At 70.0% G+C, this 21,710-nt stretch carries 21 protein-coding genes; 12 read left to right on the forward strand and 9 right to left on the reverse strand.

All coding sequences use genetic code 11. The features are described 5' to 3' along the window. Nucleotides 1–107: 107 nt before the first annotated feature. The gene (locus ACPCHZ_RS07050; RefSeq protein ID WP_423484091.1) at nt 108–401 is read left to right on the forward strand and encodes a hypothetical protein; all 294 of its coding nucleotides are present in this window, start codon (nt 108–110) and stop codon (nt 399–401) included. Between the two features lie 7 nt (nt 402–408). Here ACPCHZ_RS07050 and ACPCHZ_RS07055 read toward each other — a convergent pair whose 3' ends face one another. From ACPCHZ_RS07055 to ACPCHZ_RS07065, 3 genes are read right to left on the reverse strand one after another with little or no spacing between them, the layout of a single operon-like run. Then, entirely contained in the window at nt 409–1,167 is a 759-nt protein-coding gene (locus ACPCHZ_RS07055) for an alpha/beta hydrolase (RefSeq protein ID WP_423484671.1), read from the reverse strand. Nucleotides 1,168–1,209: 42 nt separating this feature from the next. Continuing rightward, a complete protein-coding gene (locus ACPCHZ_RS07060; RefSeq protein ID WP_423484092.1) occupies nt 1,210–1,989 on the reverse strand; it encodes an alpha/beta fold hydrolase in 780 nt (259 codons plus the stop codon). Nucleotides 1,990–2,031: 42 nt separating this feature from the next. After that, nucleotides 2,032–2,982 (reverse strand): LysR family transcriptional regulator, encoded by a 951-nt coding sequence (locus ACPCHZ_RS07065; RefSeq protein ID WP_423484093.1) that lies wholly within the window; start codon nt 2,980–2,982, stop codon nt 2,032–2,034. Nucleotides 2,983–3,077: 95 nt separating this feature from the next. Here ACPCHZ_RS07065 and ACPCHZ_RS07070 point away from each other — a divergent pair, with 95 nt between their 5' ends. From ACPCHZ_RS07070 to ACPCHZ_RS07080, 3 genes are read left to right on the forward strand one after another with little or no spacing between them, the layout of a single operon-like run. After that, entirely contained in the window at nt 3,078–4,463 is a 1,386-nt protein-coding gene (locus ACPCHZ_RS07070; RefSeq protein ID WP_364976088.1) for an MFS transporter, read from the forward strand. Next, a complete protein-coding gene (locus ACPCHZ_RS07075) occupies nt 4,460–5,206 on the forward strand; it encodes a 3-hydroxybutyrate dehydrogenase (RefSeq protein ID WP_423484094.1) in 747 nt (248 codons plus the stop codon). The genes ACPCHZ_RS07070 and ACPCHZ_RS07075 overlap by 4 nt, the downstream gene beginning before the upstream one ends. 14 nt (nt 5,207–5,220) lie before the next feature. Continuing rightward, nucleotides 5,221–7,155, forward strand: a complete 1,935-nt coding sequence (locus ACPCHZ_RS07080) for an acetoacetate--CoA ligase (protein ID WP_423484672.1) — start codon at nt 5,221–5,223, stop codon at nt 7,153–7,155. On the opposite strand, the gene ACPCHZ_RS07085 is transcribed toward ACPCHZ_RS07080, so the two are convergent. Continuing rightward, nucleotides 7,152–8,318, reverse strand: coding sequence for a pyridoxal phosphate-dependent aminotransferase (locus ACPCHZ_RS07085; protein WP_423484095.1), 1,167 nt, complete (start codon nt 8,316–8,318; stop codon nt 7,152–7,154). The two genes, ACPCHZ_RS07080 and ACPCHZ_RS07085, sit on opposite strands and share 4 nt — an antisense overlap. A gap of 9 nt (nt 8,319–8,327) precedes the next feature. Then, nucleotides 8,328–8,822 (reverse strand): MarR family winged helix-turn-helix transcriptional regulator, encoded by a 495-nt coding sequence (locus ACPCHZ_RS07090; RefSeq protein WP_423484096.1) that lies wholly within the window; start codon nt 8,820–8,822, stop codon nt 8,328–8,330. Nucleotides 8,823–8,944: 122 nt separating this feature from the next. Between ACPCHZ_RS07090 and ACPCHZ_RS07095 the strand changes: the two genes are divergently transcribed. Then, the gene (locus tag ACPCHZ_RS07095) at nt 8,945–9,880 is read left to right on the forward strand and encodes an NADP-dependent oxidoreductase (RefSeq protein WP_423484097.1); all 936 of its coding nucleotides are present in this window, start codon (nt 8,945–8,947) and stop codon (nt 9,878–9,880) included. Nucleotides 9,881–9,934: 54 nt separating this feature from the next. Here the strand turns inward: ACPCHZ_RS07095 and ACPCHZ_RS07100 are convergent, their stop codons facing one another. The 4 genes from ACPCHZ_RS07100 to fadD3 are packed head-to-tail and all read right to left on the reverse strand — an operon-like array spanning nt 9,935 to nt 14,571. Next, on the reverse strand, nt 9,935–10,876 hold the full coding sequence (locus tag ACPCHZ_RS07100; protein ID WP_423484098.1) for an acyl-CoA dehydrogenase family protein: 942 nt from the start codon (nt 10,874–10,876) through the stop codon (nt 9,935–9,937). A gap of 30 nt (nt 10,877–10,906) precedes the next feature. After that, a complete protein-coding gene (locus tag ACPCHZ_RS07105; RefSeq protein ID WP_423484099.1) occupies nt 10,907–11,866 on the reverse strand; it encodes an acyl-CoA dehydrogenase family protein in 960 nt (319 codons plus the stop codon). Then, the gene (locus ACPCHZ_RS07110; RefSeq protein ID WP_423484100.1) at nt 11,863–13,005 is read right to left on the reverse strand and encodes an acyl-CoA dehydrogenase family protein; all 1,143 of its coding nucleotides are present in this window, start codon (nt 13,003–13,005) and stop codon (nt 11,863–11,865) included. Before ACPCHZ_RS07110 ends, ACPCHZ_RS07105 begins: the two co-directional genes overlap by 4 nt. Beyond that, on the reverse strand, nt 13,006–14,571 hold the full coding sequence (gene fadD3, locus ACPCHZ_RS07115; protein ID WP_423484101.1) for a 3-((3aS,4S,7aS)-7a-methyl-1,5-dioxo-octahydro-1H-inden-4-yl)propanoate--CoA ligase FadD3: 1,566 nt from the start codon (nt 14,569–14,571) through the stop codon (nt 13,006–13,008). A gap of 47 nt (nt 14,572–14,618) precedes the next feature. Here fadD3 and ipdE1 point away from each other — a divergent pair, with 47 nt between their 5' ends. From ipdE1 to fadA6, 7 genes are all read left to right on the forward strand, one after another. Then, on the forward strand, nt 14,619–15,785 hold the full coding sequence (gene ipdE1 / locus ACPCHZ_RS07120; RefSeq protein WP_423484102.1) for an acyl-CoA dehydrogenase IpdE1: 1,167 nt from the start codon (nt 14,619–14,621) through the stop codon (nt 15,783–15,785). Next, nucleotides 15,782–16,570, forward strand: a complete 789-nt coding sequence (ipdF, locus tag ACPCHZ_RS07125) for a (5R,7aS)-5-hydroxy-7a-methyl-1-oxo-2,3,5,6,7,7a-hexahydro-1H-indene-carboxyl-CoA reductase (protein ID WP_423484103.1) — start codon at nt 15,782–15,784, stop codon at nt 16,568–16,570. Before ipdE1 ends, ipdF begins: the two co-directional genes overlap by 4 nt. 69 nt (nt 16,571–16,639) lie before the next feature. After that, nucleotides 16,640–17,308, forward strand: a complete 669-nt coding sequence (locus tag ACPCHZ_RS07130) for a response regulator (protein WP_423484104.1) — start codon at nt 16,640–16,642, stop codon at nt 17,306–17,308. Next, entirely contained in the window at nt 17,305–18,336 is a 1,032-nt protein-coding gene (locus ACPCHZ_RS07135; RefSeq protein ID WP_423484105.1) for an ATP-binding protein, read from the forward strand. Before ACPCHZ_RS07130 ends, ACPCHZ_RS07135 begins: the two co-directional genes overlap by 4 nt. Next, nucleotides 18,333–19,886, forward strand: coding sequence for a DUF4153 domain-containing protein (locus ACPCHZ_RS07140; protein ID WP_423484106.1), 1,554 nt, complete (start codon nt 18,333–18,335; stop codon nt 19,884–19,886). The genes ACPCHZ_RS07135 and ACPCHZ_RS07140 overlap by 4 nt, the downstream gene beginning before the upstream one ends. A 44-nt stretch (nt 19,887–19,930) precedes the next feature. Further along, a complete protein-coding gene (gene kstR2 / locus ACPCHZ_RS07145; RefSeq protein ID WP_364976050.1) occupies nt 19,931–20,545 on the forward strand; it encodes a TetR family transcriptional regulator KstR2 in 615 nt (204 codons plus the stop codon). 2 nt (nt 20,546–20,547) lie between these two features. After that, complete coding sequence (gene fadA6, locus ACPCHZ_RS07150; RefSeq protein WP_423484107.1) at nt 20,548–21,696, forward strand: steroid 3-ketoacyl-CoA thiolase FadA6; 1,149 nt, start codon at nt 20,548–20,550, stop codon at nt 21,694–21,696. The last annotated feature ends 14 nt before the right edge of the window (nt 21,697–21,710 follow it).

A 21,710-nucleotide genomic window follows, 5' to 3' on the forward strand; every position in this document is an offset into this window, starting at 1 on the left:
TGCAAATAGCAACGCGCAGTGGCGTTCCTGACGCTTGTGTCGTTGCGGCGCTGCTGTCAGCCTTAGGGCAGTAGGGCAGGGAACGCATGTACTCAGGGGGCACCGAAATGACAGTCATCACAACGCAATCCGAGGAGCCGGACGAAGCCGTCGACACCATCGAGATGGCCGTCGTCGTACAGGCAACGGCCGCAACGGTGCTCATCAGCGAACAGCAGGTGCTGTTCGCGACATCGGCGGCCGTATTGGATGCGCCCCGTCGCAGGCGGCGGTGGTCGGTGCTGCACGCCTGGCTGACCTCGGCGCCGACGTCGCGCACACCGCGTCGGCGCCACCACCCCTCTCGGCGTGCGGCTTACATGGAGCACGCCGCGATGTCGCGGGAGATGCACCGGCTCTGACACCCGGCTACAGCTGCGCGTCGATGAAGTCGACGATCGCCGCCGCCACCTCGCGGTGCACGTTCTCATTGAGGATGTCGTGGCGACCCGGGAACTCCTGCAGCTGCAGCGGATTGATCTGCTCGGCATACGCCCGGACCGCGCCGATCGAGGCGATCGGATCAGCGATACCGTGCACGGCCAGCGTCGGCACCTCGAGGCCGGGTAGGTCCGCGCCGAATCTGTCCCAGCCGCGGTCGAGTTCGCGGGCCAGCGCCGTGGTGTCGGCGTCGACGAACGCGAGCGGATCGTTCTCCAGCGTGTCCAGATAGAACGGGTCGGCCGACAGCCAGTCCGGGTCCAGCTGCACGGACGTGTCGGCATCGAGCAGTTCGGCAACGGGCACGAGCGGTGCGCCCGAGATCACCGCGGCGGCGGCACGGGTATCACCGTCGAGCAGGCGGAACAGGGTGACGATTGCGCCGAAGGAGTGGCCCTGCGCGATCACCGGCACACCTGCCTCGGCGGCCAGCGCGGTCAGCGAATCGGCGAGGGCGGAGCTGTCCTCGATCGAGCCGAAGTCACCACGGTCGCCCGGGCTCAGGCCGTGGCCGAACTGATCGACCGCCCATAGGTCGATGCCCGCGGCGTTGAGCGCGAAGCCGTAGCGGTGGTAGACGCCGGTGTGCTCGCCGAAGCCGTGCAGGAACACGACCGCGGCCCGGGGCTCGTCGGTCGCCCAGTGCCGGTAGTACGCGCGGCCGCGATCGTGGTCGAGGAAGGGCATGGCTGACTGCACCACGCGCGCAACTGCAGGCGCAAGGTGTCGTCAACGCCGCTGCGCCGTGTCGAGGATCAGTTGCACCGTTTCTTGCGGTCGGTCCCAGTGCGGAAAGTGCCCGCAGTCGTCGAACCAGTGCATCGTGGCATCCGGGAAGCACTCCTGGGCTCGGGCGGCCTGACTCGGTGGCGTCACCCGATCCTTGCGACCCCAACCGATCACCACCGGCGCTCGCAGCGTTCCGGCGGGTGCCCCCTGCTGTTTCGGCCCGTGCACCAGAGCATGCATCGCCGCATCCAGGCTCGGGGAGCGCTTGAACGCCCGCAATTCGGTGCGCACCAGGTCGGCGTCCAGGCGCCAGGGCTTGGCGGAGAACTGCAGCAGCAGCGCCGTGCGGGTCAGCGGGGTGGCGGCCAACGCGGGGATGAGTGGGTCGATGGCGCGCACCAGCTTCAGCGACGGGCCGACCGTCGCGCCGAACATCCGCACCTGGGCGTCGGTCCAGAACCCGCCCGGGTTGAGTGCCACCACCGGACCACCGTGACCGCGCCGCGCCATCTCCAGCGCGATGCGGGCGCCCATCGAACTCCCGACAACGGTGACGTCGCCGAGGTCCTGTTCGACGACGAATTCCTGCACGGCGTCGGTCAGCGCGGCGACGGTGACCTCACCGGGTAACGGCGCGCTGTCGCCGAAGCCGGGCAGATCCACGGCGACGACCTCGTGCCCGGCGGCCAGCGCCGGGATGACGGGATCCCAGTTGTGCAGCTGCGAGATGCCGTGGACCAGCAACAGTGGGGGACCCGAGCCGTACCGACGAGAATGCATGGGGGTGGACTACCCACGCCGCCGGTCACGGCGGTGACGATCCTATGAACCTCCCAGCAGCACCTCGCGCTGCTCGGTGACGCGGGCGCGGATCGCGGCCACCACGGCCGAGACCTCCGGCCGGCGCATCGTCTCCGCCCGGGTCACCAGCCAGTAGCTCAGCCGGACGGCGACGGCGTCGGGCAGCACCCGCACCAGGTCGTCGTGACGGTCGGCCATGAAGCACGGCAGCAGTCCGAGCCCGGCTGCCGCCCGGGTGGCCTCGACGTGGACGAACACGTTGGTCGACGTCACCGACTCCCGCATCGCCGGAGCGAAACTCGTGGCCACGTCCAGGTCGTCGACCTGCAACATCGAGTCGATGAAGTACACCAGCGGATAGTCGGTCAACGCGTCGATGCCGCCGGGTGTCCCGTGCTCGGCCAGGTACGAACGGGCGCCGTACAGCCCGAGGCAGTAGTCGCCGAGCCGGATCGCCTCGGCCCGGTGCACCTGCGGCTCACCGACGACGACCTCGATGTCCAACCCAGACCGCTGCTGGGTGACCCGCCGGGTCGCGGCGACGATCTCCACCGCCACCCGCGGATGACGCCGCTGCACCTGGGCCGCCGCGGGTGCGGCGATGTAGGCGCTGAAGCCGTCGGTCGCCGACAGGCGCACCACCCCCTCGAGCGCCCGCTCACCGCCGGGATCGGCCTCCAGCGAGCGCACCGCCGTCTCGACCGCTTCGGCCGCGGACAGCGCGGCTCTGCCCAGGTCGGTGAGTTCCCAGCCGCCGGCCACCCGGGTCAGCACACGCCCGCCCATCGACTGTTCGAGCGCGGCGATCCGCCGCGAGATGGTGGTGTGGTTGAGCCCGAGTTCCTCCGCGGCGGTGGTGTACCGGCCGGACCGTCCGACGGCCAGCAGCACCAACAGGTCGTCCGCGCTGGGACGGCGGCCGGGCACGCTCACGTCTGCAGTTTTGCAGATCAAAGCTGCAGATTTGACCATTGCGGCGATGTCTAGGTGCATGAATACTCACCTGCAGAGTGTGGCCGGTCACAGTGCGACCCTCCATATGTCCTGCGTCATGAACGGAGCGTGCGATGAGCGTGCAGGAGCCGGTACAACCGGACACCAGTCCTCCGAGCTCGATCACCCAGGGGCTGAAACGGGTCGTCGTGGCGTCGATGGCCGGCACCGTCGTCGAGTGGTACGAGTTCTTCCTCTACGGCACCGCCGCGACGCTGGTCTTCAACAAGATCTTCTTCTCCGAGACCACCAGTGAACTGAACGCGATCTTCCTGGCATTCGCGACGTACGCCGTCGGCTTCGTCGCGAGACCGGTCGGCGGCGTGGTGTTCGGGCACTTCGGCGACAAGTACGGGCGCAAGAAGCTGTTGCAGTTCAGCCTGGTCCTGGTCGGCGCGGCGACATTCCTGATGGGCTGCCTGCCCACCTTCGGGCAGATCGGCTACTGGGCGCCGGGGCTGCTGGTGGCGCTGCGGTTCATCCAGGGCTTCGCCGTCGGCGGTGAGTGGGGCGGCGCTGTGCTGCTCGTCGCCGAGCACAGCCCCGACCGCCAGCGCGGGTTCTGGGCCAGTTGGCCGCAGGCGGGAGTGCCGGTCGGCAACCTGCTGGCCACCGTGGTGCTCTTGGTGCTCACCACGACGCTGCCGGACTCCGCCTTCCTGTCCTGGGGCTGGCGCGTGGCGTTCTGGCTGTCCGCGGTCGTGGTGCTGGTCGGCTACTACATCCGGACCAAGGTCACCGACGCCCCGATCTTCCTTGCCGCCCAGCAGGAGGTCGAGCGGGTGAAGGCCACCTCCTTCGGTGTGCTCGAGGTCCTGAAGCGTTACCCGCGTGGTGTTTTCACCGCGATGGGCCTGCGCTTCGGCGAGAACATCATGTACTACCTGGTGGTCACCTTCTCCATCACCTACCTCAAGACCCAGGTGGGCGCGGACACCACGTCGATCCTCTGGTACCTGCTGGTCGCCCACGCGGTGCACTTCGCGGTGGTGCCGCTCGTCGGCTGGCTCTCGGACCGCTACGGCCGCCGCCCGGTGTACATGGTCGGCGCGGTCACCGGCGCCACCTGGGGGTTCTTCGCCTTCCCGATGATGAACAGCGGGAACTACGTCATCGTCACGGCGGCGGTGACCATCGGTCTGGTGTTCCACGCGTTGATGTACGCCCCGCAGCCGGCGATCATGGCCGAGATGTTCCCGACGCGGATGCGCTATTCCGGTGTGTCCCTCGGTTATCAGGTCACGTCGATCGTCGCGGGCTCGCTCGCGCCGCTCATCGCGGTCAAGCTGCTCGACATCTACGGCTCCGCGGTGCCCGTCGCGATCTACCTGGCCGCGGCGTGCGCCATCACCCTCGTCGCGGTGCTCTTCACCAGGGAGACCCGGGGCATCGACCTCGAGTCGCTCGACGAGGCGGACCGCGCGGACCTCGCCCGCGAAGCCGAGGCTGCCCGCCGATGACGGATCTCGACGGGCGCACCGCCCTCGTCACCGGCGGCGCGAGCGGCATCGGCGCGGCCTGTGCGCGGGAACTGGCCGCCAGGGGCGCCGCGGTCACCGTCGCCGACCTCGACGACGTCGCCGCGAAGGCGGTCGCCGACGAGATCGGCGGAAAGGCGTGGGCCGTCGACCTTTCCGACGTCACCGCCCTCGAGGACCTGAAGCTCGACGTCGACATCCTGGTGAACAACGCCGGCGTGCAGCACGTCAGCCCGATCACCGACTTCCCGCCCGAGAAGTTCCGCTTCATCCTCGCGCTCATGGTGGAGGCGCCGTTCCTGCTGGTTCGGGCGGCGCTGCCGCACATGTACGACCGGGGTTTCGGGCGGATCGTCAACATCTCGTCGGTGCACGGCCTGCGGGCGTCGGAGTTCAAGTCCGCCTACGTCACCGCCAAGCACGCACTCGAGGGCCTGTCGAAGGTGACCGCGCTCGAGGGCGGCCCGCGCGGGGTGACCAGCAACTGCGTCGACCCGGGCTACGTGCGTACCCCCCTGGTCACGAAACAGATAGCCGATCAGTCCAAGGCGCACGGCATCGCGGAGGATGAGGTGGTGACACAGATACTCCTCAAGGAGGCCGCGATCAAGCGTCTCGTCGAACCCGGCGAGGTGGCCTCGCTGGTGGGTTGGCTCACCGGGCCGCAGGCCGGCATGGTCACCGGCGCCTCGTACACGATGGACGGCGGGTGGAGCGCACGATGACCGACGTGCCCGAAATGATCGAACCGCAGTGGGTGCCCACCGACCGGGATGTCGCCGAGTCCACCATCACCGACTTCGCCGGCTTCGTGGCCGCGCGCACGGGACGCGACATGCCGGACTATCAGACCCTGTGGCAGTGGTCGGTCGACGATCTGGCCGGCTTCTGGTCGGCGCTGTGGGAGTACTTCGACCTCGGCGACGCACCGGCCGAGGTCCTCGCCGACGACGAGATGCCCGGTGCGCAATGGTTTCCCGGCACCCGCTGCAACTACGTCGACCAGGTCAGGCGGCAGGCTCGCGGTGACCGCACCGCCATCATCCACGTCGATGAGGACGGCCACGGCACCGAGATGTCGTGGGACGAACTGCTGGGTCGCGCAGCGGCGTTCGCGCACACGCTGCGCGACCTCGGCGTCGGTCCCGGTGACCGCGTCGCGGGGTACCTGCCCAACGTCCCCGAGGCCGTGGTGGCGTTCCTGGCGACGGCGGCGATCGGCGCCGTCTGGAGCGCCTGCGGCCAGGACTACACCGCACGGGCCGCGCTCGACCGCCTCGGCCAGCTCGAGCCGACGGTGCTCGTCGCCGCCGACGGCTACCGGTTCAACGGCAAGGTCCACGACAAGCGCGACGAGATCAGCGCGCTGCGCGCCGGGCTGCCGACGTGCAAGGCCGCCGTCCTGGTGTCGCGCCTGGGTCTCGACGCCCCCGACGACTGGCTGGACTGGGCCGCCGTCAGCGCTCCCGGCGACGCCGAGCTGAGCACCGAGCAGGTCGAGTTCGGCCACCCGCTGTGGGTGTTGTACTCCTCGGGCACCACCGGCCTGCCGAAGGGCATCGTGCACGGGCACGGCGGCGTCCTGGTGGAGCACCTCAAAGCCGCTGCGCTGCAGTCCGACATCGGCGCCGACGACGTGTTCTTCTGGTACACCAGCCCGAGCTGGATGATGTGGAACTACCAGGTGGCGGGCCTGCTGGTGGGGGCGACCATCATCTGCTACGACGGCAGCCCCACGTGCCCGACGCCCGACGCGCTGTGGGCGGTTGCGGCCCGGTTCGGCGTGACCGTGCTGGGCACCAGTCCCGGTTACGTGCTGGCGTGCGCCAAGGCCGGGGCGGTGCCTCGCCGCGACCACGACCTCTCGGCACTCAAGACGGTCGGCATCACCGGATCGTCGCTGCCGGCGTCATCGTCGATGTGGTTGCACGACAACGTTGGTGAGCATGTGCAGGTGTCGTCGATCAGTGGTGGCACCGACGTGGTGTCGGCGTTCGCCGGCGGGGTGCGCACGGTGCCGGTGTGGCCGGGCGAGCTGTCGGCGCCGTTCCTCGGCGTCGCCCTCGACGCCTGGGACGAATCCGGTCAGCCCGTCCGCGGCGAGGTCGGCGAGCTCGTCATCACCAAGCCGATGCCGTCGATGCCGGTGTCGTTCTGGAACGACGACGACGGAAGCCGTTACCGCGACGCCTATTTCGAGATGTACCCAGGGGTGTGGCGGCACGGCGACTGGATCACCCGCACCGAGCGGGGCAGCATCGTGGTGCACGGTCGCTCGGACTCGACCCTCAACCGGCACGGGATCAGGATGGGCAGCGCGGACATCTACCAGGCCGTCGAGGGGCTGCCGGAGATCGCCGAGGCGCTGGTGATCGGCGTCGAGCAATCCGACGGCGGCTACTGGATGCCGCTATTCGTCACCCTCGCCGATGGCGGTGAACTCACCGACGACCTGCGGGCCACGATCAAGGACACCATCCGCGCCGACGTGTCACCGCGCCACGTGCCGGACCAGATCGTGCTCGCGCCCGGCATCCCGCACACCCGCACCGGCAAGAAGTTGGAGGTGCCGGTCAAGAAGCTGTTGCAGGGCGCCGATCCGGCGAAGGTGGTCAACCCGAGTGCGGTCGACGACCCGGCGCTGCTGCAGTGGTACGCGCAGCAGAAGCCCTAGCGTCCGGCCAGCCACGGCCCGATCCGGCGCAGCGCCTCGGTGATGTCTGCGGTGGGCCCGGCGAAGGAGAGCCGGACGAACGAGCCGCCGTGCACGGTGTCGAAGTCGATTCCCGGTGCGATCGCGACACCGGTGTCCGCCAACAGTTTCGAGCAGAACGACATCGAGTCGGTGGTGTAGTCGCTCACGTCGGCGTAGACGTAGAACGCGCCGTCGGTGGGGGCGACCCGGTCGACGCCGATCTGCCGCAGGCCGTCGAGCAGTAGGCGCCGGTTGTCGGCGTAGTGCCGCAGCAGGCCGTCGGACTCCGCGATCGATTCGGGGGTGAAGGCGGCGACGGCCGCGTGCTGGGCCAGCGCAGGCGGGCAGATGGTGAAGTTGCCCGTCAGCCGGTCGACGGCGCGCCGGAGTTCCTCGGGCACCAGCAGCCAGCCCAGCCGCCATCCCGTCATCGCGAAGTACTTCGAGAAGCTGTTGACCACCACGGCATCTCGCGATGTCTGCCAGGCGCAGCTGGTGGCGGGGGCGCCTTCGTACACCAGCCCGTGGTACACCTCGTCGCTGATCAGACGCACGCCTGAGGTGGCGCACCACGAGGCGATGGCCGCGAGTTCGTCGGGGGGGATCACGGTTCCGGTGGGGTTGGCCGGGCTGGCCACGATGACGCCCTGCACCGGCGGATCGAGTTCGGCGAGCTGGCGGGCGGTGGGCTGGAACCGGGTGTCCGGCCCGCACGGGATCTCGACCACCTCGCAGCCGAGCGCCGAGAGGATGTTGCGGTAACAGGGGTAGCCGGGGCTGGCGATCGCGACCCGGTCACCGACGTCGAAGCACGCCAGGAACGTCAGCAGGAAGCCGCCCGACGAGCCGGTGGTGATCACCACGTCGTCGGGCTGTACCGCAAGGCCGTACCGGTCGTCATAGCGCTGTGCGATCGCGGCCCGCAGTTCGGGGATGCCCAGTGCGACGGTGTAGCCGAGCTGGTCGCCCTGCAGTGCGGCCACGGCCGCCTCGCGCACCGCCGTCGGAGCGCCGGCACTGGGCTGACCCGCCGACAGGTTCACCAGGTCGCCGTGCGAACGCTGCCGTTGCGCGGCGGCCAGCCAGACGTCCATCACGTAGAAGGGCGGGATGCCTGCCCTCAGTGCCACCCGGTCACCCATTGCGCCAGGCTACTGAAGCGGGTTGCGGTGCTTGCGCGAGGCGGCCGAGCGGGGCGGCCGGTCACGCATGTGGTCGCGGACCCGGCTCATCAGGTCACCGAGGGTCTGCACGTCGGCATCGTCGAGCGCGCCGTAGAGCAGGTCGCGTACCACCTCGATGTGACCGGGCAGGACCTTGGCCACGCGGGTCCGGCCCGCCCGGGTGATGTCGACGACCGTCGCCCGCTGGTCGTGCGGGCTCGCGGTGCGGGTGATCAGCCCGGCCTTCTCCAGCAGGCCGGCCTGATGGGTGAGGCCGCTGCGGCTGTAGACCACACCGTCGGCCAGTTCGGTCATGGTGAGTGGTCGCTCGGCGTCGACCAGCGTGGCCAGCACCTCGAACTGCACGTAGCTCAGGTCGCCTTCGGCCTGCAGCTGCTGTCGCACGGCGTACTGCAGCAGGCTCACCGCCTCGGTGAGGGCGAAGTAGGTCCGCATCTGCGCGGGCCCGAGGGGTTCGGCCATGGCACCAGCCTAGTGTTTCGAGCTCGAAGCAATATCCGCTAAACGGGAATGCTTCGCGTTCGAAGCAAGTTACTCGGAGTGTAACTGCTTCGATATCGAAGCACCTGACAGAGGAGGACATCATGAAGGCAGCGATCTACCACCGGTACGGCGACAGCGGAGTCTTGCGGTACGAGGACGTGCAACGGCCCGCGCCGGGCGCCGGGGAGGTGCTCGTCAAGGTCGCCGCGACGTCGTTCAACCCGGTCGACGCGGGCATCCGGGGCGGCTACCTGTCCCAGGTGTACGCGATCACGTTCCCGCACACGCCGGGCATCGACGTCGCGGGCACCATCGCCGAACTGGGCGATGGGGTGGACGGCTGGCACGTCGGCGACGCCGTGGTGGGCATGCTGGCACTCGATGCCGACGGAGCCGCCGCGGAGTACGTCGTCGCTCCGGTCGAGGTGCTGACCGCCGCGCCGCGCTCGGTCGCCCTGGCCGACGCCGCGGCACTGCCCACGGTCGGGCTGACGGCCTGGCAGGCACTGTTCGAGGTCGCCGGACTCGAGGCCGGACAGACGATCCTGATCAACGGTGCGGGCGGAGCGGTCGGCGGCTACGCCGTCCAGCTCGCCAAGCGCGCCGGGGCGATCGTCACCGCGACCGCATCCGCGCGCAGCGCCGGCCGGCTGCGCCGCTACGGCGTCGACCGGCTGATCGATCACATCGACTACGCCGCAACACCATTCGTGGTCGACGGACAGCCGTTCGACGTCGTGCTCAACCTGGTCAGCAGCTCACCGGAGGAGACGGCGGCGCTGGTGAGCGTGGTCAAGGACGGTGGATTCCACGTCGGCACGATGGCCTCAGGGGAGGAGAATCCCCGGGTGCGCACGCAGCGGGTCTTCGTCCGCAGCGACGCAGCCCAACTCGCCGGCCTCGTCGGCCGTGTCGACGCCGGCGAGCTGCACATCGACGTCGCCGATCGCCGGCCGCTGGCCGAGGTCGCCGCGGTGCACGACGAGTCCGACGCCGGGCGGCTGCCCGGCAAGACCCTCCTCGTCCCCGGCGCATAGTGATTTCGGCGCGGAGACGATCACTCAGCGAACGTTTCCGCGCCGAAATCCCCTCTAGAGGACTTGGGATTCGAGGCGGCGCAGGTGGTCGCGGGGCGCGCCGAGCAGCTGTGCGCTGCCGTGGGCGCGCTTGAAGTAGAGCTGGATGTCGTGTTCCCAGGTGATCGCGATGCCGCCGTGCATCTGGATCGCCTCGCCTGCCACCGCGCTGAATGCCTCGCTCGCGGTGAACCGGGCCAGTGCGGCCGACGTGGCCGACGGCTCGGCGATCGCCTCGTTCACCACGGCCCTGGCCGACTGCACCAGCACGTAGAGGTCGGCCATCCGGTGCTTGAGGGCCTGGAAACTGCCGATCGGCCTGCCGAACTGCACCCGGTCCTTGGTGTAGGCCACCGTCAGCTCGAGACACCTTGCCGCTGCGCCGATCTGCTCGGCGGCCAGCAGCAGCGCGGCGATGTCGGCCAGTCCCGGGTCGGCGCCGAGTTCCCCAGCGGCCCGGCCCTGCAGCCGTGCCAGCCGGCGCGTCGGGTCCATCGTCACGTGCGCCTCGGCGGACACGTCGGTCCAGCGCACCAGCCGCTCACCGTCGACGGCGATCACCACGTCGGCGACGTCGCCGTTCACCACGTACTCCGGGTCGAACACCACCGCGCCGATGCGGGTGCCCTCGGCCAGCCCCTCGATGGCGTCGGTGTCGGGTTCGTCGGCGGCGAGCAGCGCCAGTTCGGCCAGGGTCGTGCCCAGCAGCGGCGTCGGCACCAGGGCCCGGCCCAGCTCCTCGATCACCACCGCCGCATCGGCCAGTTCACCGCCTGCGCCGCCGAGCTCCTCGGGCACCACCAGCGCGGCCGCACCGACCTGCTCGCACAACAGCTTCCACAGCGACTCGTCGTAACCGCGGTCGGACGCCATCGCCTCGCGCACCGCGGCGGGGGCGGCGTGCTTGTCGACCAGTGCGGCGACGGTGTCGCGCAGCAGTTCCCGCTCTTCACTCATTCGCGATCCGCTCCGCTCCTCGCTGGGCCCTCATCTCGTCAACTCCTCCAGCACCCGCCTGCGGTGCCACGCCGGGTCGCCCCACGCCGAGCGCAGTGCCTGCACCCGCAGCAGCCACAGCGACAGGTCGTGTTCGTGGGTGAAGCCGATCGCCCCGTGGGTCTGCAGCGCCGATCGCGCGGCCAGCAGCGCGGCGTCGGATGCGGCTACCTTGGCGGCGCTGACATCGCGGGCGGTGTCCGGGGAACCGTCGGCGAGCGACAGGGCCGCGCCGTAGACGAGGGGGCGGGCCAGTTCGACGGCGATGAGCACGTCGGCGAGCTTGTGCTTGATCGCCTGGTACGAACCGATCGCACGGCCGAACTGGTGACGCTGCTTGGCGTACTCCACCGACTGGTCGAGCATCGCCTGGCCGGCGCCGACCAACTGAGCGGCGGTGGCCAGCGCGCCGAATTCGTAGGCGCGGGCGACGTCGGCGGCGCGGGACTCTCCGGAGGCGTTGACGTCGAACAGCTTCCGTGCCGGGTCCACCGACTCGTGCGGTGCGCCTGCGGACCCGTCACGCACGCCGTGGTCGTCGGCGAGCAGCACCAGACCTGCGGTGTCGGCGTCGACGGCCCTCGGCACCCGCGGCGGCAGGGCGACGGTCGCGATCAGCTCACCGGATGCCAGTGCGGCGCTGCGCTCGTCACCGGCCAGCAGCACCGGGGCCACCGCGATGGACTCGGTGACCGGCCCCGGCACACACCAGCGGCCCAGCCGCTCGGCGGCCACCACGAGGTCGACCGGGTGGGCGTCGATGCCGTCGAACTCCTCGGCGACCAGCAGCGCGGTAACGCCCAGGTCGGCCAGCTGCGCCCACACCTTGCGGCCGGGCCCGGGGTCACCGGCGGCCCAGGCGCGCACCGCACCCGGCACGTCGGCCGCCCCGAGCGCCGCGTCGATGCTGGCCGCGAAATCCCGCTGCTGCTCGTCGATCTCGAAGTTCATTTGGCCTGCCCTTTCGGCTCGCGGGGCAGACCCAGCAGCCGTTCGGCGATGATGTTACGCTGAATCTCGTTGGTGCCCGCATAGATCGGCCCGCCGAGCGCGAACAGCAGTCCGTCGGTCCAGGAGCCGGCGAGTTCGGCGTCGGGGCCGCGCAGGTCGAGCGCGGTCTGGTGCAGCTCGACGTCGAGGTCGGACCAGAACACCTTGGTGACCGACGATTCCGCGCCCAGCTCACCGCCACCGGCGACGCGGGTCACGGTGCCGAAGGTGTGCAGCCGGTAGGCCTGCGCCTTGATCCAGGCGTCGGCCACCCGGTCGGCGATCGCGGGATCGCGGTCCTTCGCCCAGTCGGCAACCAGTCGTTCGGCCGGCGCCAGGAACCGCGCCGGGCTGCGCAGCGACATGCCGCGTTCGTTGCTCGACGTGCTCATCGCGGCCCGCCAGCCGTCGTTCACCTCACCGATCACGTCGGCGTCGGGCACGAAGACGTCATCGAGGAAGATCTCGCCGAACCCGGTGTCGCCGCCGAGCTGGACGATCGGCCGCACGGTGACGCCGTCGGCCTTCAGGTCGAACATCACGTACGTGAGGCCCTTGTGGCGCTGCGCCTCGGGGTCGGAGCGGAACAGCCCGAACGCCCTGTCGCCGAACGGCGCCCGCGAACTCCAGATCTTCTGCCCGTTGAGCAGCCAGCCGCCGTCCGTGCGCGTCGCCGTCGAGCGCAGTGAGGCCAGGTCGCTGCCCGACTCGGGCTCCGACCAGGCCTGCGCCCAGATCTCCTCACCGCTGGCCATCTTCGGCAGGATGCGATCGAGCTGCTCGGAGGTGCCGTGCGCGAACAGCGTCGGGGCGAGCATCGAGGTGCCGTTGGCGCTGGCCCGGCCCGGCGCACCGGCGCGGAAGTACTCCTCCTCGTAGACCACCCATTGCATCAGCGAGGCGTCCCGGCCGCCGTACTGCTCGGGCCAGGTGATCACCGACAGGCCTGCGTCGAACAGCACCTTGTCCCACTGCCGGTGCTGCGCGAAACCCTCGGCGTTGTCGTAGGACGTCGTCGGGAACGAGTCGCGATTCGCCGCGAGGAACTCGCGCACCTCCGCGCGGAAGTCCTCGGCGGAGTCGTCGAATGTCAGGTCCATTCAGGCTTCTTCCTTGTGGGACATTTCCCGAAGCGCAGGCTTGACCACCTTGCCCCCGGGATTGCGGGGCAGCGCGTCGAGGAACTCCACCGATCGTGGTGTCTTGAAGTTGGCGAGATGTTCACGGGTGTGGGCGATCACGGTCTGCGCGTCGAGCGTGGCGTCGGGCCTGGCGACGACGAACGCCTTGCCGACCTCGCCGAGCCGCTCGTCGGGTACGCCGATCACCGCGGACTCGGCCACCCCGTCGAGGCGCGCCAGCACCTGTTCGATCTCGGCGGGGTAGACGTTGAACCCGCCGCAGATGTACATGTCCTTGAGCCGGTCGGTGATCCGCAGGTTGCCCGCCGAGTCGACGGTGCCGATATCGCCGGTGTGCAGCCAGCCGTCGGCGTCGATGGTCGCCGCGGTCGCCTCGGGGTCGTCGAGGTAGCCGAGCATCACGTTCGGGCCGCGTAGCAGCACCTCACCCTCGGGTCCCTCGCCGTCGATGCGCAGTTCGAATTCGGCGATCGGCCGTCCGCAGGTGTTGGCGACGGTGACCGCGTCGTCGTCGGCCCGGCACATGGTGCCAAAGCCGCTGGCCTCGGTGAGCCCGTAGCCGGTGAGCACGATGTCGATGTCGAGTTCGGCCTGCATGCGCTCGATCAGCACCACCGGCACGACGGCCGCGCCGGTGACCGCGAAGCGCAGCGAGCTCAGGTCGTGGTCGGCGCGGCGGGGGTGGTCGAGCAGCGACTGGTAGATCGTCGGCGGTCCGGGCAACACGGTGATGCGGTGCTCCGCTACGGCGGCCATCGCCCGTTCGGGATCGAACGTCAGCTGCGGGATCAGCGTCGCGCCGGTCTGCAAGCAGGCCAGGATGCCCGCCTTGTAGCCGAAGTTGTGGAAGAACGGGTTGATGCACAGGTAGCGGTCGGCGCTGGTGAGCTCTCCGCAGGCGGCCCACGCGGCGGGTGCGTCCAGGGACTGCCGGTGGGCGCACAGCGCGCCCTTGCTGCGGCCGGTGGTTCCCGAGGTGAACAGGATGTCGGACACGTCGTCGGGCCGCACGGCGGCGGCGCGGGCGTCGACCGCCGCGAGGTCGGTTCCGCGAGCGACGAAGTCGTCCCAGGTGCCGTCGGCCTTGTCGACGGGCACCCGCACGACGTGCCGCAGGGCGGGCAGATCCGCACCGGCCAGCGATGCCGCCTTGTCGACGCCGAGGAACTCTCCCGAGGCGAACAGCAGCGGTGCGCCGGTGCGGCCGAGGACGTCGGCGGCCTCACTGGCGGTGTAGCGGGTGTTGAGCGGGACGACGACGCCGCCGGCGTAGTGGGTGGCGAGGCAGGCCACCACCCAGTGCCAGGTGTTGGGGGACCAGATCGCGACGCGGTCGCCGGATGCGACGCCGAGGTCGATCATGGCCGCGCCCGCGCGGCGGACCTCGTCCCTCAACTGGGCGTAGGTGATCCGCCGGTCGTCGGTGACCAGCGCGTCGTGGTCGGCGAACTGGTCGGCGATCCGGTCGAGGACCTGGGGAACGGTCCTGCCGTCGGACCGGTCTTGCCCGCCGGGCGTCGTCATCGATGCTCCTCTAACAAAGCAAGTGCTTGGTAGGTTAGCCTACAGGGGTGATAGAGGTCCAGGAGTTCCGGGCCGAGGTCCGGCAGTGGCTCAGCGAGAATCTGGTCGGTGACTTCGCCGCGCTCAAAGGCCTCGGCGGCCCCGGCCGCGAGCACGAGGCCTTCGAGGAACGGTTGGCGTGGAACCGCCGTCTCGCCGAGGCCGGCCTGACGTGCCTGGGCTGGCCGGAGGAGCACGGCGGCCGCGGCCTGACGGTGGCGCACCGGGTGGCGTTCTACGAGGAGTACGCGATCGCCGACGCACCGGCCAAGGTCAACCACCTCGGTGAGGAACTGCTCGGTCCGACGCTGATCGCCTACGGCACCCCCGAGCAGCAGCAGCGCTTCCTGCCCAGGATCCTCGACGTCACCGAACTGTGGTCGCAGGGCTACTCCGAGCCGGGCGCGGGCAGCGATCTGGCCAACGTGTCGACCACCGCCGAGCTGGACGGCGACCAGTGGGTCATCAACGGTCAGAAGGTGTGGACGTCGCTGGCGCACTGGGCGCAGTGGTGCTTCGTCATCGCCCGCACCGAGAAGGGCTCCAAGCGCCACGCCGGCCTGTCCTATCTGCTCGTGCCGCTCGACCAGCCCGGTGTCGAGATCCGGCCGATCATCCAGCTGACCGGCGACTCCGAGTTCAACGAGGTCTTCTTCGACGATGCCCGCACCGACGCCTCGATGGTGGTCGGCGAGCCGGGGGACGGCTGGCGGGTGGCCATGGGGACGCTGACGTTCGAGCGCGGCGTCTCGACGCTGGGCCAGCAGATCGAGTACGCCCGTGAGTTGTCCGCGCTGGCCGAGGTGGCCAAGCGCACCGGCGCCGCCGACGACCCGCTGATCCGGGAGCGGCTGACCCGGGCGTGGGTCGGCCTGCGCACGATGCGTTCCTACGCGCTGGCGACGATGGACGTCGAGGAGTCGGGTCAGGCCGACCCAGGAAAAGACTCCGTCTCGAAGTTGTTGTGGGCCAACTGGCATCGCGACCTCGGCGAGCTGGCGATGGAGATCGTGGGCGGCGAGGGGCTGGCGCTGCCCGGCGGCGAATTCGACGAGTGGCAGCGGCTGTACCTGTTCTCCCGCTCGGACACCATCTACGGCGGGTCGAACGAGATCCAGCGCAACATCATCGCCGAGCGGGTGCTCGGCCTACCGCGGGAGCCAAAGGGAACATGACGCTGACCGAAGCGCCGAAGGAGATCGACGGGCACGCACTCCTGGCAGGCAGGGTGGTGGTGGTCACCGCCGCGGCGGGTACCGGCATCGGGTCGGCGGTCGCCCGCCGGGCGCTGGCCGAGGGCGCCGACGTCGTGGTCTCCGACTACCACGAACGCCGGCTCGGGGAGACGCGCGACGAACTCGCCGCCCTCGGGCTAGGCCGCGTCGAAGCGGTGGTCTGCGACGTGACGTCGACCGCGGCCGTCGATGCGCTGATCAGCACGGCCGTGGAGAAGATGGGCCGGATCGACGTCCTGGTCAACAACGCCGGGCTGGGCGGTCAGACACCGGTGGTCGACATGGACGACGACGAATGGGACCGCGTGCTGAACGTGACCCTGACGTCGGTGATGCGGGCCACCCGTGCGGCGCTGCGGTACTTCCGTGACGCCCCGCACGGCGGTGTCATCGTCAACAACGCCAGCGTGCTCGGCTGGCGCGCACAGCACTCGCAGTCCCACTACGCCGCAGCCAAGGCCGGGGTGATGGCGCTGACCCGTTGCAGCGCAATCGAAGCCGTGGAGTTCGGCGTGCGCATCAACGCGGTGTCGCCGAGCATCGCGCGGCACAAGTTCCTGGAGAAGACCAGCTCCTCGGAGCTGCTGGACCAGCTGGCCGGCGGCGAGGCCTTCGGCCGGGCCGCCGAACCGTGGGAGGTCGCGGCCACCATCGCGTTCCTCGCCAGCGACTACTCCAGTTACCTGACCGGCGAGGTCATCTCGGTGTCCAGCCAGCGGGCGTAGCGAGCATCTCCACCGAATCTTCACAATCGCTGCCGGGAAGCCCCACAACCGGCCCCTACAGTCGGACATGTGAAGCGCATCCTGGTGGTCGACGACGAGCCGACCATCCTGGCCCAGGTGGCCACCCGGCTGCGCGCTGAAGCCTTCACCGTGGTCACCGCGGTCGACGGGCCGTCGGCGGTGGCGACCGCCGCGGCCACCGCACCCGATCTGGTGGTGCTCGACGTGATGCTGCCCGGATTCGACGGGCTCGAGGTGTGCCGGCGGATCCAGGCCGAACGTCCCGTCCCGGTGCTGATGCTCACCGCCCGCAGCGACGAGACCGACATGCTCATCGGGCTGGGTATCGGCGCCGACGACTACCTGACCAAACCGTTCAGCATGCGCGAGCTCGTCGCGCGGGTACGGGTGCTGCTGCGCCGGATGGACCGCGCCGGTGACGACCCGCAGCCGCTGCTGGTGGGCGACTGCCGCATCGACATGCAGGCGCGGCGGGTGCACCGCGGGGACGACGAGATCCACCTGACCCGGACCGAATTCGACCTGCTGGCGTTCCTCGTCGGCCGGCCGAGGGCCGTGGTGTCGCGCGACGTGCTGCTCGAGCAGGTGTGGGGCTGGGCCTCCGGGGTGGAGACCCGCACGGTGGACAGTCACGTGAAGGCGTTGCGGCGCAAGCTGGGTGCCGAACTGATCAGGACCGTGCACGGCGTGGGGTACGCACTGGAGACGCCGCGGTGACCGTCCGCGGCCGGGCCGTCGCCTTCTGGGAGCGACTGCCGAGGCCGTTGGACCCGTTCGCGTCCTTCAAGGTCAAGACCGGGCTGTTGGTGGCGGGCGCCATCACGCTGGCGTCGTTCACCTTCTGGATCGGCGCGAGTTGGCAGTTCCGGTATGCCCTGCTCGCCGCGCTGGTCACCTCTCTGGTGGTCACGCAGTTCCTCGCCCACGGGATGACCTCGCCGCTGCGGCAGATGACGGCCGCGGCGCGGGCGATGGCCCGCGGCGACTACAGCATCCGGGTGCGCGCCACATCGCGTGACGAGATCGGGCAGCTGGCAACGGCATTCAACCAGATGGCGGCCGACCTCGGGGCGGCCGACGAGTACCGGCGCGGTCTGATCGCCAACGTCTCACACGAGCTGCGGACGCCGATCACCGCGCTGCACGCGGTGCTGGAGAACGTGATCGACGGTGTCGCCCAACCCGACTCCGACACCATGCGGATGGCGTTGGCGCAGACCGAACGCCTCGGTGAGCTCGTCACCAACCTGCTCGACCTGTCGCGCGTCGAGGGTGGCGCGATCCCGTTGCGTCACGAGCGGTTCGACGTCGACGCCTTCCTGCGCGACGCGGTCGCGCACGTGGCTGCGGGTCAGGCGATCATCGAGGTGCGGGTGTCCCCGCCGACGCTGACCGCGGTCGCCGATCCGGCGAGGTTGCGGCAGGTGGTGGTCAACCTGGTGCAGAACGCGATCCGGCACAGCCCGCCCGGCGGCCGGGTGTCGGTGCTGGCGTGCGCGGCCGTGCCGTCGGGCATCCGGCTCGACGTGTGCGACGAGGGCCCCGGTATCCCGGCCGCGGAACGCGAGCGCGTCTTCCAGCGCTTCACCCGTGGTGCCACCTCCGACGGCGGCACCGGGCTGGGCCTGGCCATCGCCCGGTGGGCCGTCGAATTGCACGGCGGCGCCATCTCCGTCGCCGACGTCCGGGCGGGCTGCCGGATCAGCGTCACGATCCCCGAACCGAGAGAACAGGTGCCCACATGACCTCAGGCATGACGCAGATGGTTCCCGGCGTGCAGATGATGCCGCCCCCGCCGCCGCTGCTCGGTCCGCTGCTGCCGCGCCACGGCGAGCCCGGTTGGTCGGTGTGGTCGCGCAAGGTCTGGCCGATCGACCCGCTGGCCGCGGCGCCGTCCCTGCTGCTGGCCGCCGCTCCGGTGGCGGCACTGCTGGGCACCGCGCTGTGGCGTCCGTCGGTGCACAGCATCGGCTATCTCGTGACCGGGCTGATCGTCTTCGGGGTGGTGTATGCGACGGCGCAGCGCAGGCCCACCCGACGGGAGTGGTGCGGCATCGCCCTGACACTGGCGCTGCTGGCGGTGCCGGGACTGCTCGCCGCGGACTGGCTGGGCGTGCTGTGCATCATGACCGCGTGGATCACCGGGTGGCTGACGATCGTCGGCGGACACACCTGGACCGCGGTGTTCACCGGACCGTTCGTGCCGTGGGCCTCGCCGGCGCGGGTGCTGGGCTGGGTCCGGCGCGGTGCGAGTGGTTCGGTGGCGCACGGGCGCATCCCCGACGTCGGCCGGGTGGCCGTGGTGGCGGGGGTGACCGTGGCCGTTGCGCTGGTCTTCGGCGGTCTGTTCGCGGCGGCCGACGTCGCGTTCGCGCACGTGCTGGGCAGCGTCACCCCGGAGTTGCAGGTCGACGAGTTCGTCGCGCGCAGCGGCGTCTTCGTGATCGTCGCGGCCTTCGTGCTGGGCGGCGGGTACCTGCTGCGGTTCCCGCCGCGGCTGGACGCGTTGGCGCCCGCGCCGGGCAAGCCGGTGCGGCGGTGGGAGTGGGCGGTGCCGCTCGGTGTGCTCGACGCGCTGTTCCTGGTGTTCGTCGCCGTGCAGGCGACGGTGCTGTTCGGTGGGCATGCCCATGTGCTGGAGACCGAGGGGCTGACCTACGCGGAGTACGCGAGGCAGGGCTTCTGGCAGCTGCTCTGGGTGTCGGCGCTGACGCTGCTGGTGCTGGCCGCGGTGATCAGGGTGGCGGCCCGGGTGACCGGCACCGACCGCCGGGTGCTGCGGGTGCTCGTCGGAATCCTGTGCGCCACATCGGTGGTCGTGGTCATCTCGGCGATCCACCGGATGTGGCTGTACCAGGAGGCCTACGGGTTCAGCGTCCAGCGGCTGATGGTGATCACCATCGAGCTGTGGCTCGGCACGGTGTTCCTGCTCGTCGCGGCAGCGGGTGTCCGGATGACGGCGCGGTGGCTGCCGCAGGCGGTGCTGGTGGCGGGCGTGCTGGCGCTGCTCGGGCTGGCGGCGCTCGACCCGGAACGGCTGATCGCCGACCGGAACATCGACCGCTTCGAACGGACCGGTGAACTCGACGCCGAGTACCTGTCGACGCTGTCATCGGACATCGACCCCGCGGTGCACCGGCTGCCCGAGCAGGTGCAGCTCTGCGTTCCCTCGCCGCATCGCGACCCGGAGCCGTGGTACCTGTTCAACCTGTCCCGGTCGCGTGCGGACCGGCCGATGGACACCGATCGCCCGGAGCTGTGCCTCCAGTACGGGTGGGGCGACTACCGGTACTGACGGCGGACTCGACCTAGCAAGTGCTTGGTTGGTAGTCTGCACTGATGGACAAGGTGGCGCCGACGCGTCGCGAGGAGCTGCTCGAGCTCGCCGCGACGATGTTCGCCGACCGCGGGTTGCGGGCCACCACCGTGCGCGACATCGCCGACTCGGCGGGAATCCTCTCCGGCAGCCTCTATCACCACTTCGCCTCCAAGGAGGAGATGGTCGACGAGGTGCTGCGCGGATTCCTGGACTGGCTGTTCGACCGCTACCGGCAGATCGTCGACACCGAACCCACTCCGCTCGAACGGCTCAAGGGCCTGTTCCTGGCGTCGTTCGAGGCGATCGAACACCGCCACGCGCAGGTGGTCATCTACCAGGACGAGGCGAAACGACTCTCCGCGCACCCGCGCTTCTCCTACGTCGAGGAGCGCAACAAGGAGCAGCGCAGGATGTGGATGAGCGTGCTGAACCAGGGCATCGAAGAGGGCTGCTTCCGCCCTGATCTCGACGTCGACCTGGTCTACCGCTTCATCCGCGACACCACCTGGGTCTCGGTGCGCTGGTATCAGCCCGGCGGACCGCTCACTGCCCAGGAGGTCGGGCGGCAGTACCTCGACATCGTGCTCGGCGGCATCACCGTCGCGGGCGCATCGAACACCACGAAAGAGAGCTGAACATGGCTGAGGCGTATGTCATCGACGCTGTGCGCACCCCCGTCGGCAAGCGCGGCGGTTCGCTCGCCGGTGTGCATCCGATCGACCTCGGGGTGCATGCATTCCGCGGAATCTTCGACCGGGTCGACGTCGACCCCGGCGCGGTGGACGACGTCATCGTCGGCTGCGTCGACGCGATCGGCGGACAGGCAGGCAACATCGGCCGCAATGCCTGGCTGGCCGCCGGCTACCCCGAGGAGGTTCCCGGCGTCACGGTCGACCGGCAGTGCGGATCCAGCCAGCAGGCCATCTCGTTCGGCGCGCAAGCGATCCTGTCCGGAACGGCGGACATCATCCTGGCCGGCGGCATGCAGAACATGAGCCAGATCCCGATCGCGTCCGCGATGGTGGTCGGCAAGGAGTTCGGATTCACCTCGCCCACAGGCGAATCGGAGAACTGGCGGCACCGCTACGGCGACCAGGAGATCTCGCAGTTCCGCGGCGCCGAGATGATCGCCGAGAAGTGGAACATCTCCCGCGAGGAGATGGAGCAGTTCGCCTACACCAGCCACCAGCGGGCGTTCGGCGCGATCCGCGGCGGCCATTTCGAGAACGAGATCCTCGCCGTGGGTGACTTCCGCATCGACGAGGGCCCGCGGGAGTCGACGCTGGAGAAGCTCGCGTCGCTCAAGCCGCTCGCCGAGGGCGGCCGCCTGACCGCGGCTGTGGCCAGCCAGATCTCCGACGGCGCGAGCGCGGTGCTGCTCGCCTCCGAGCAGGCCGTCAAGGAGCACAACCTGACCCCGCGCGCCCGGATCCACCACATCAGCGCTCGGGGCGCCGACCCGGTGTACATGCTCACCGGTCCCATCCCCGCCACCCGCTATGCGCTGGAGAAGACCGGGCTGTCGATCGACGACATCGACACCGTCGAGATCAACGAGGCCTTCGCGCCCGTGGTGCTCGCCTGGCTCAAGGAGATCAAGGCCGACCCGGAGAAGGTCAACCCCAACGGCGGTGCCATCGCGCTGGGTCACCCGCTCGGCGCCACCGGCGCGAAGTTGTTCGCCACCATGCTCAACGAGCTGGAGCGCACCGGCGGCCGCTACGGCCTGCAGACGATGTGCGAGGGCGGCGGCACCGCCAACGTCACGATCATCGAGCGCCTCTAGTTCCTCTCGCCGGG

It is taken from the genome of Mycobacterium sp. NPDC050041 (genome assembly GCF_049541695.1).
Classification (GTDB): Bacteria; Actinomycetota; Actinomycetes; order Mycobacteriales; family Mycobacteriaceae; genus Mycobacterium.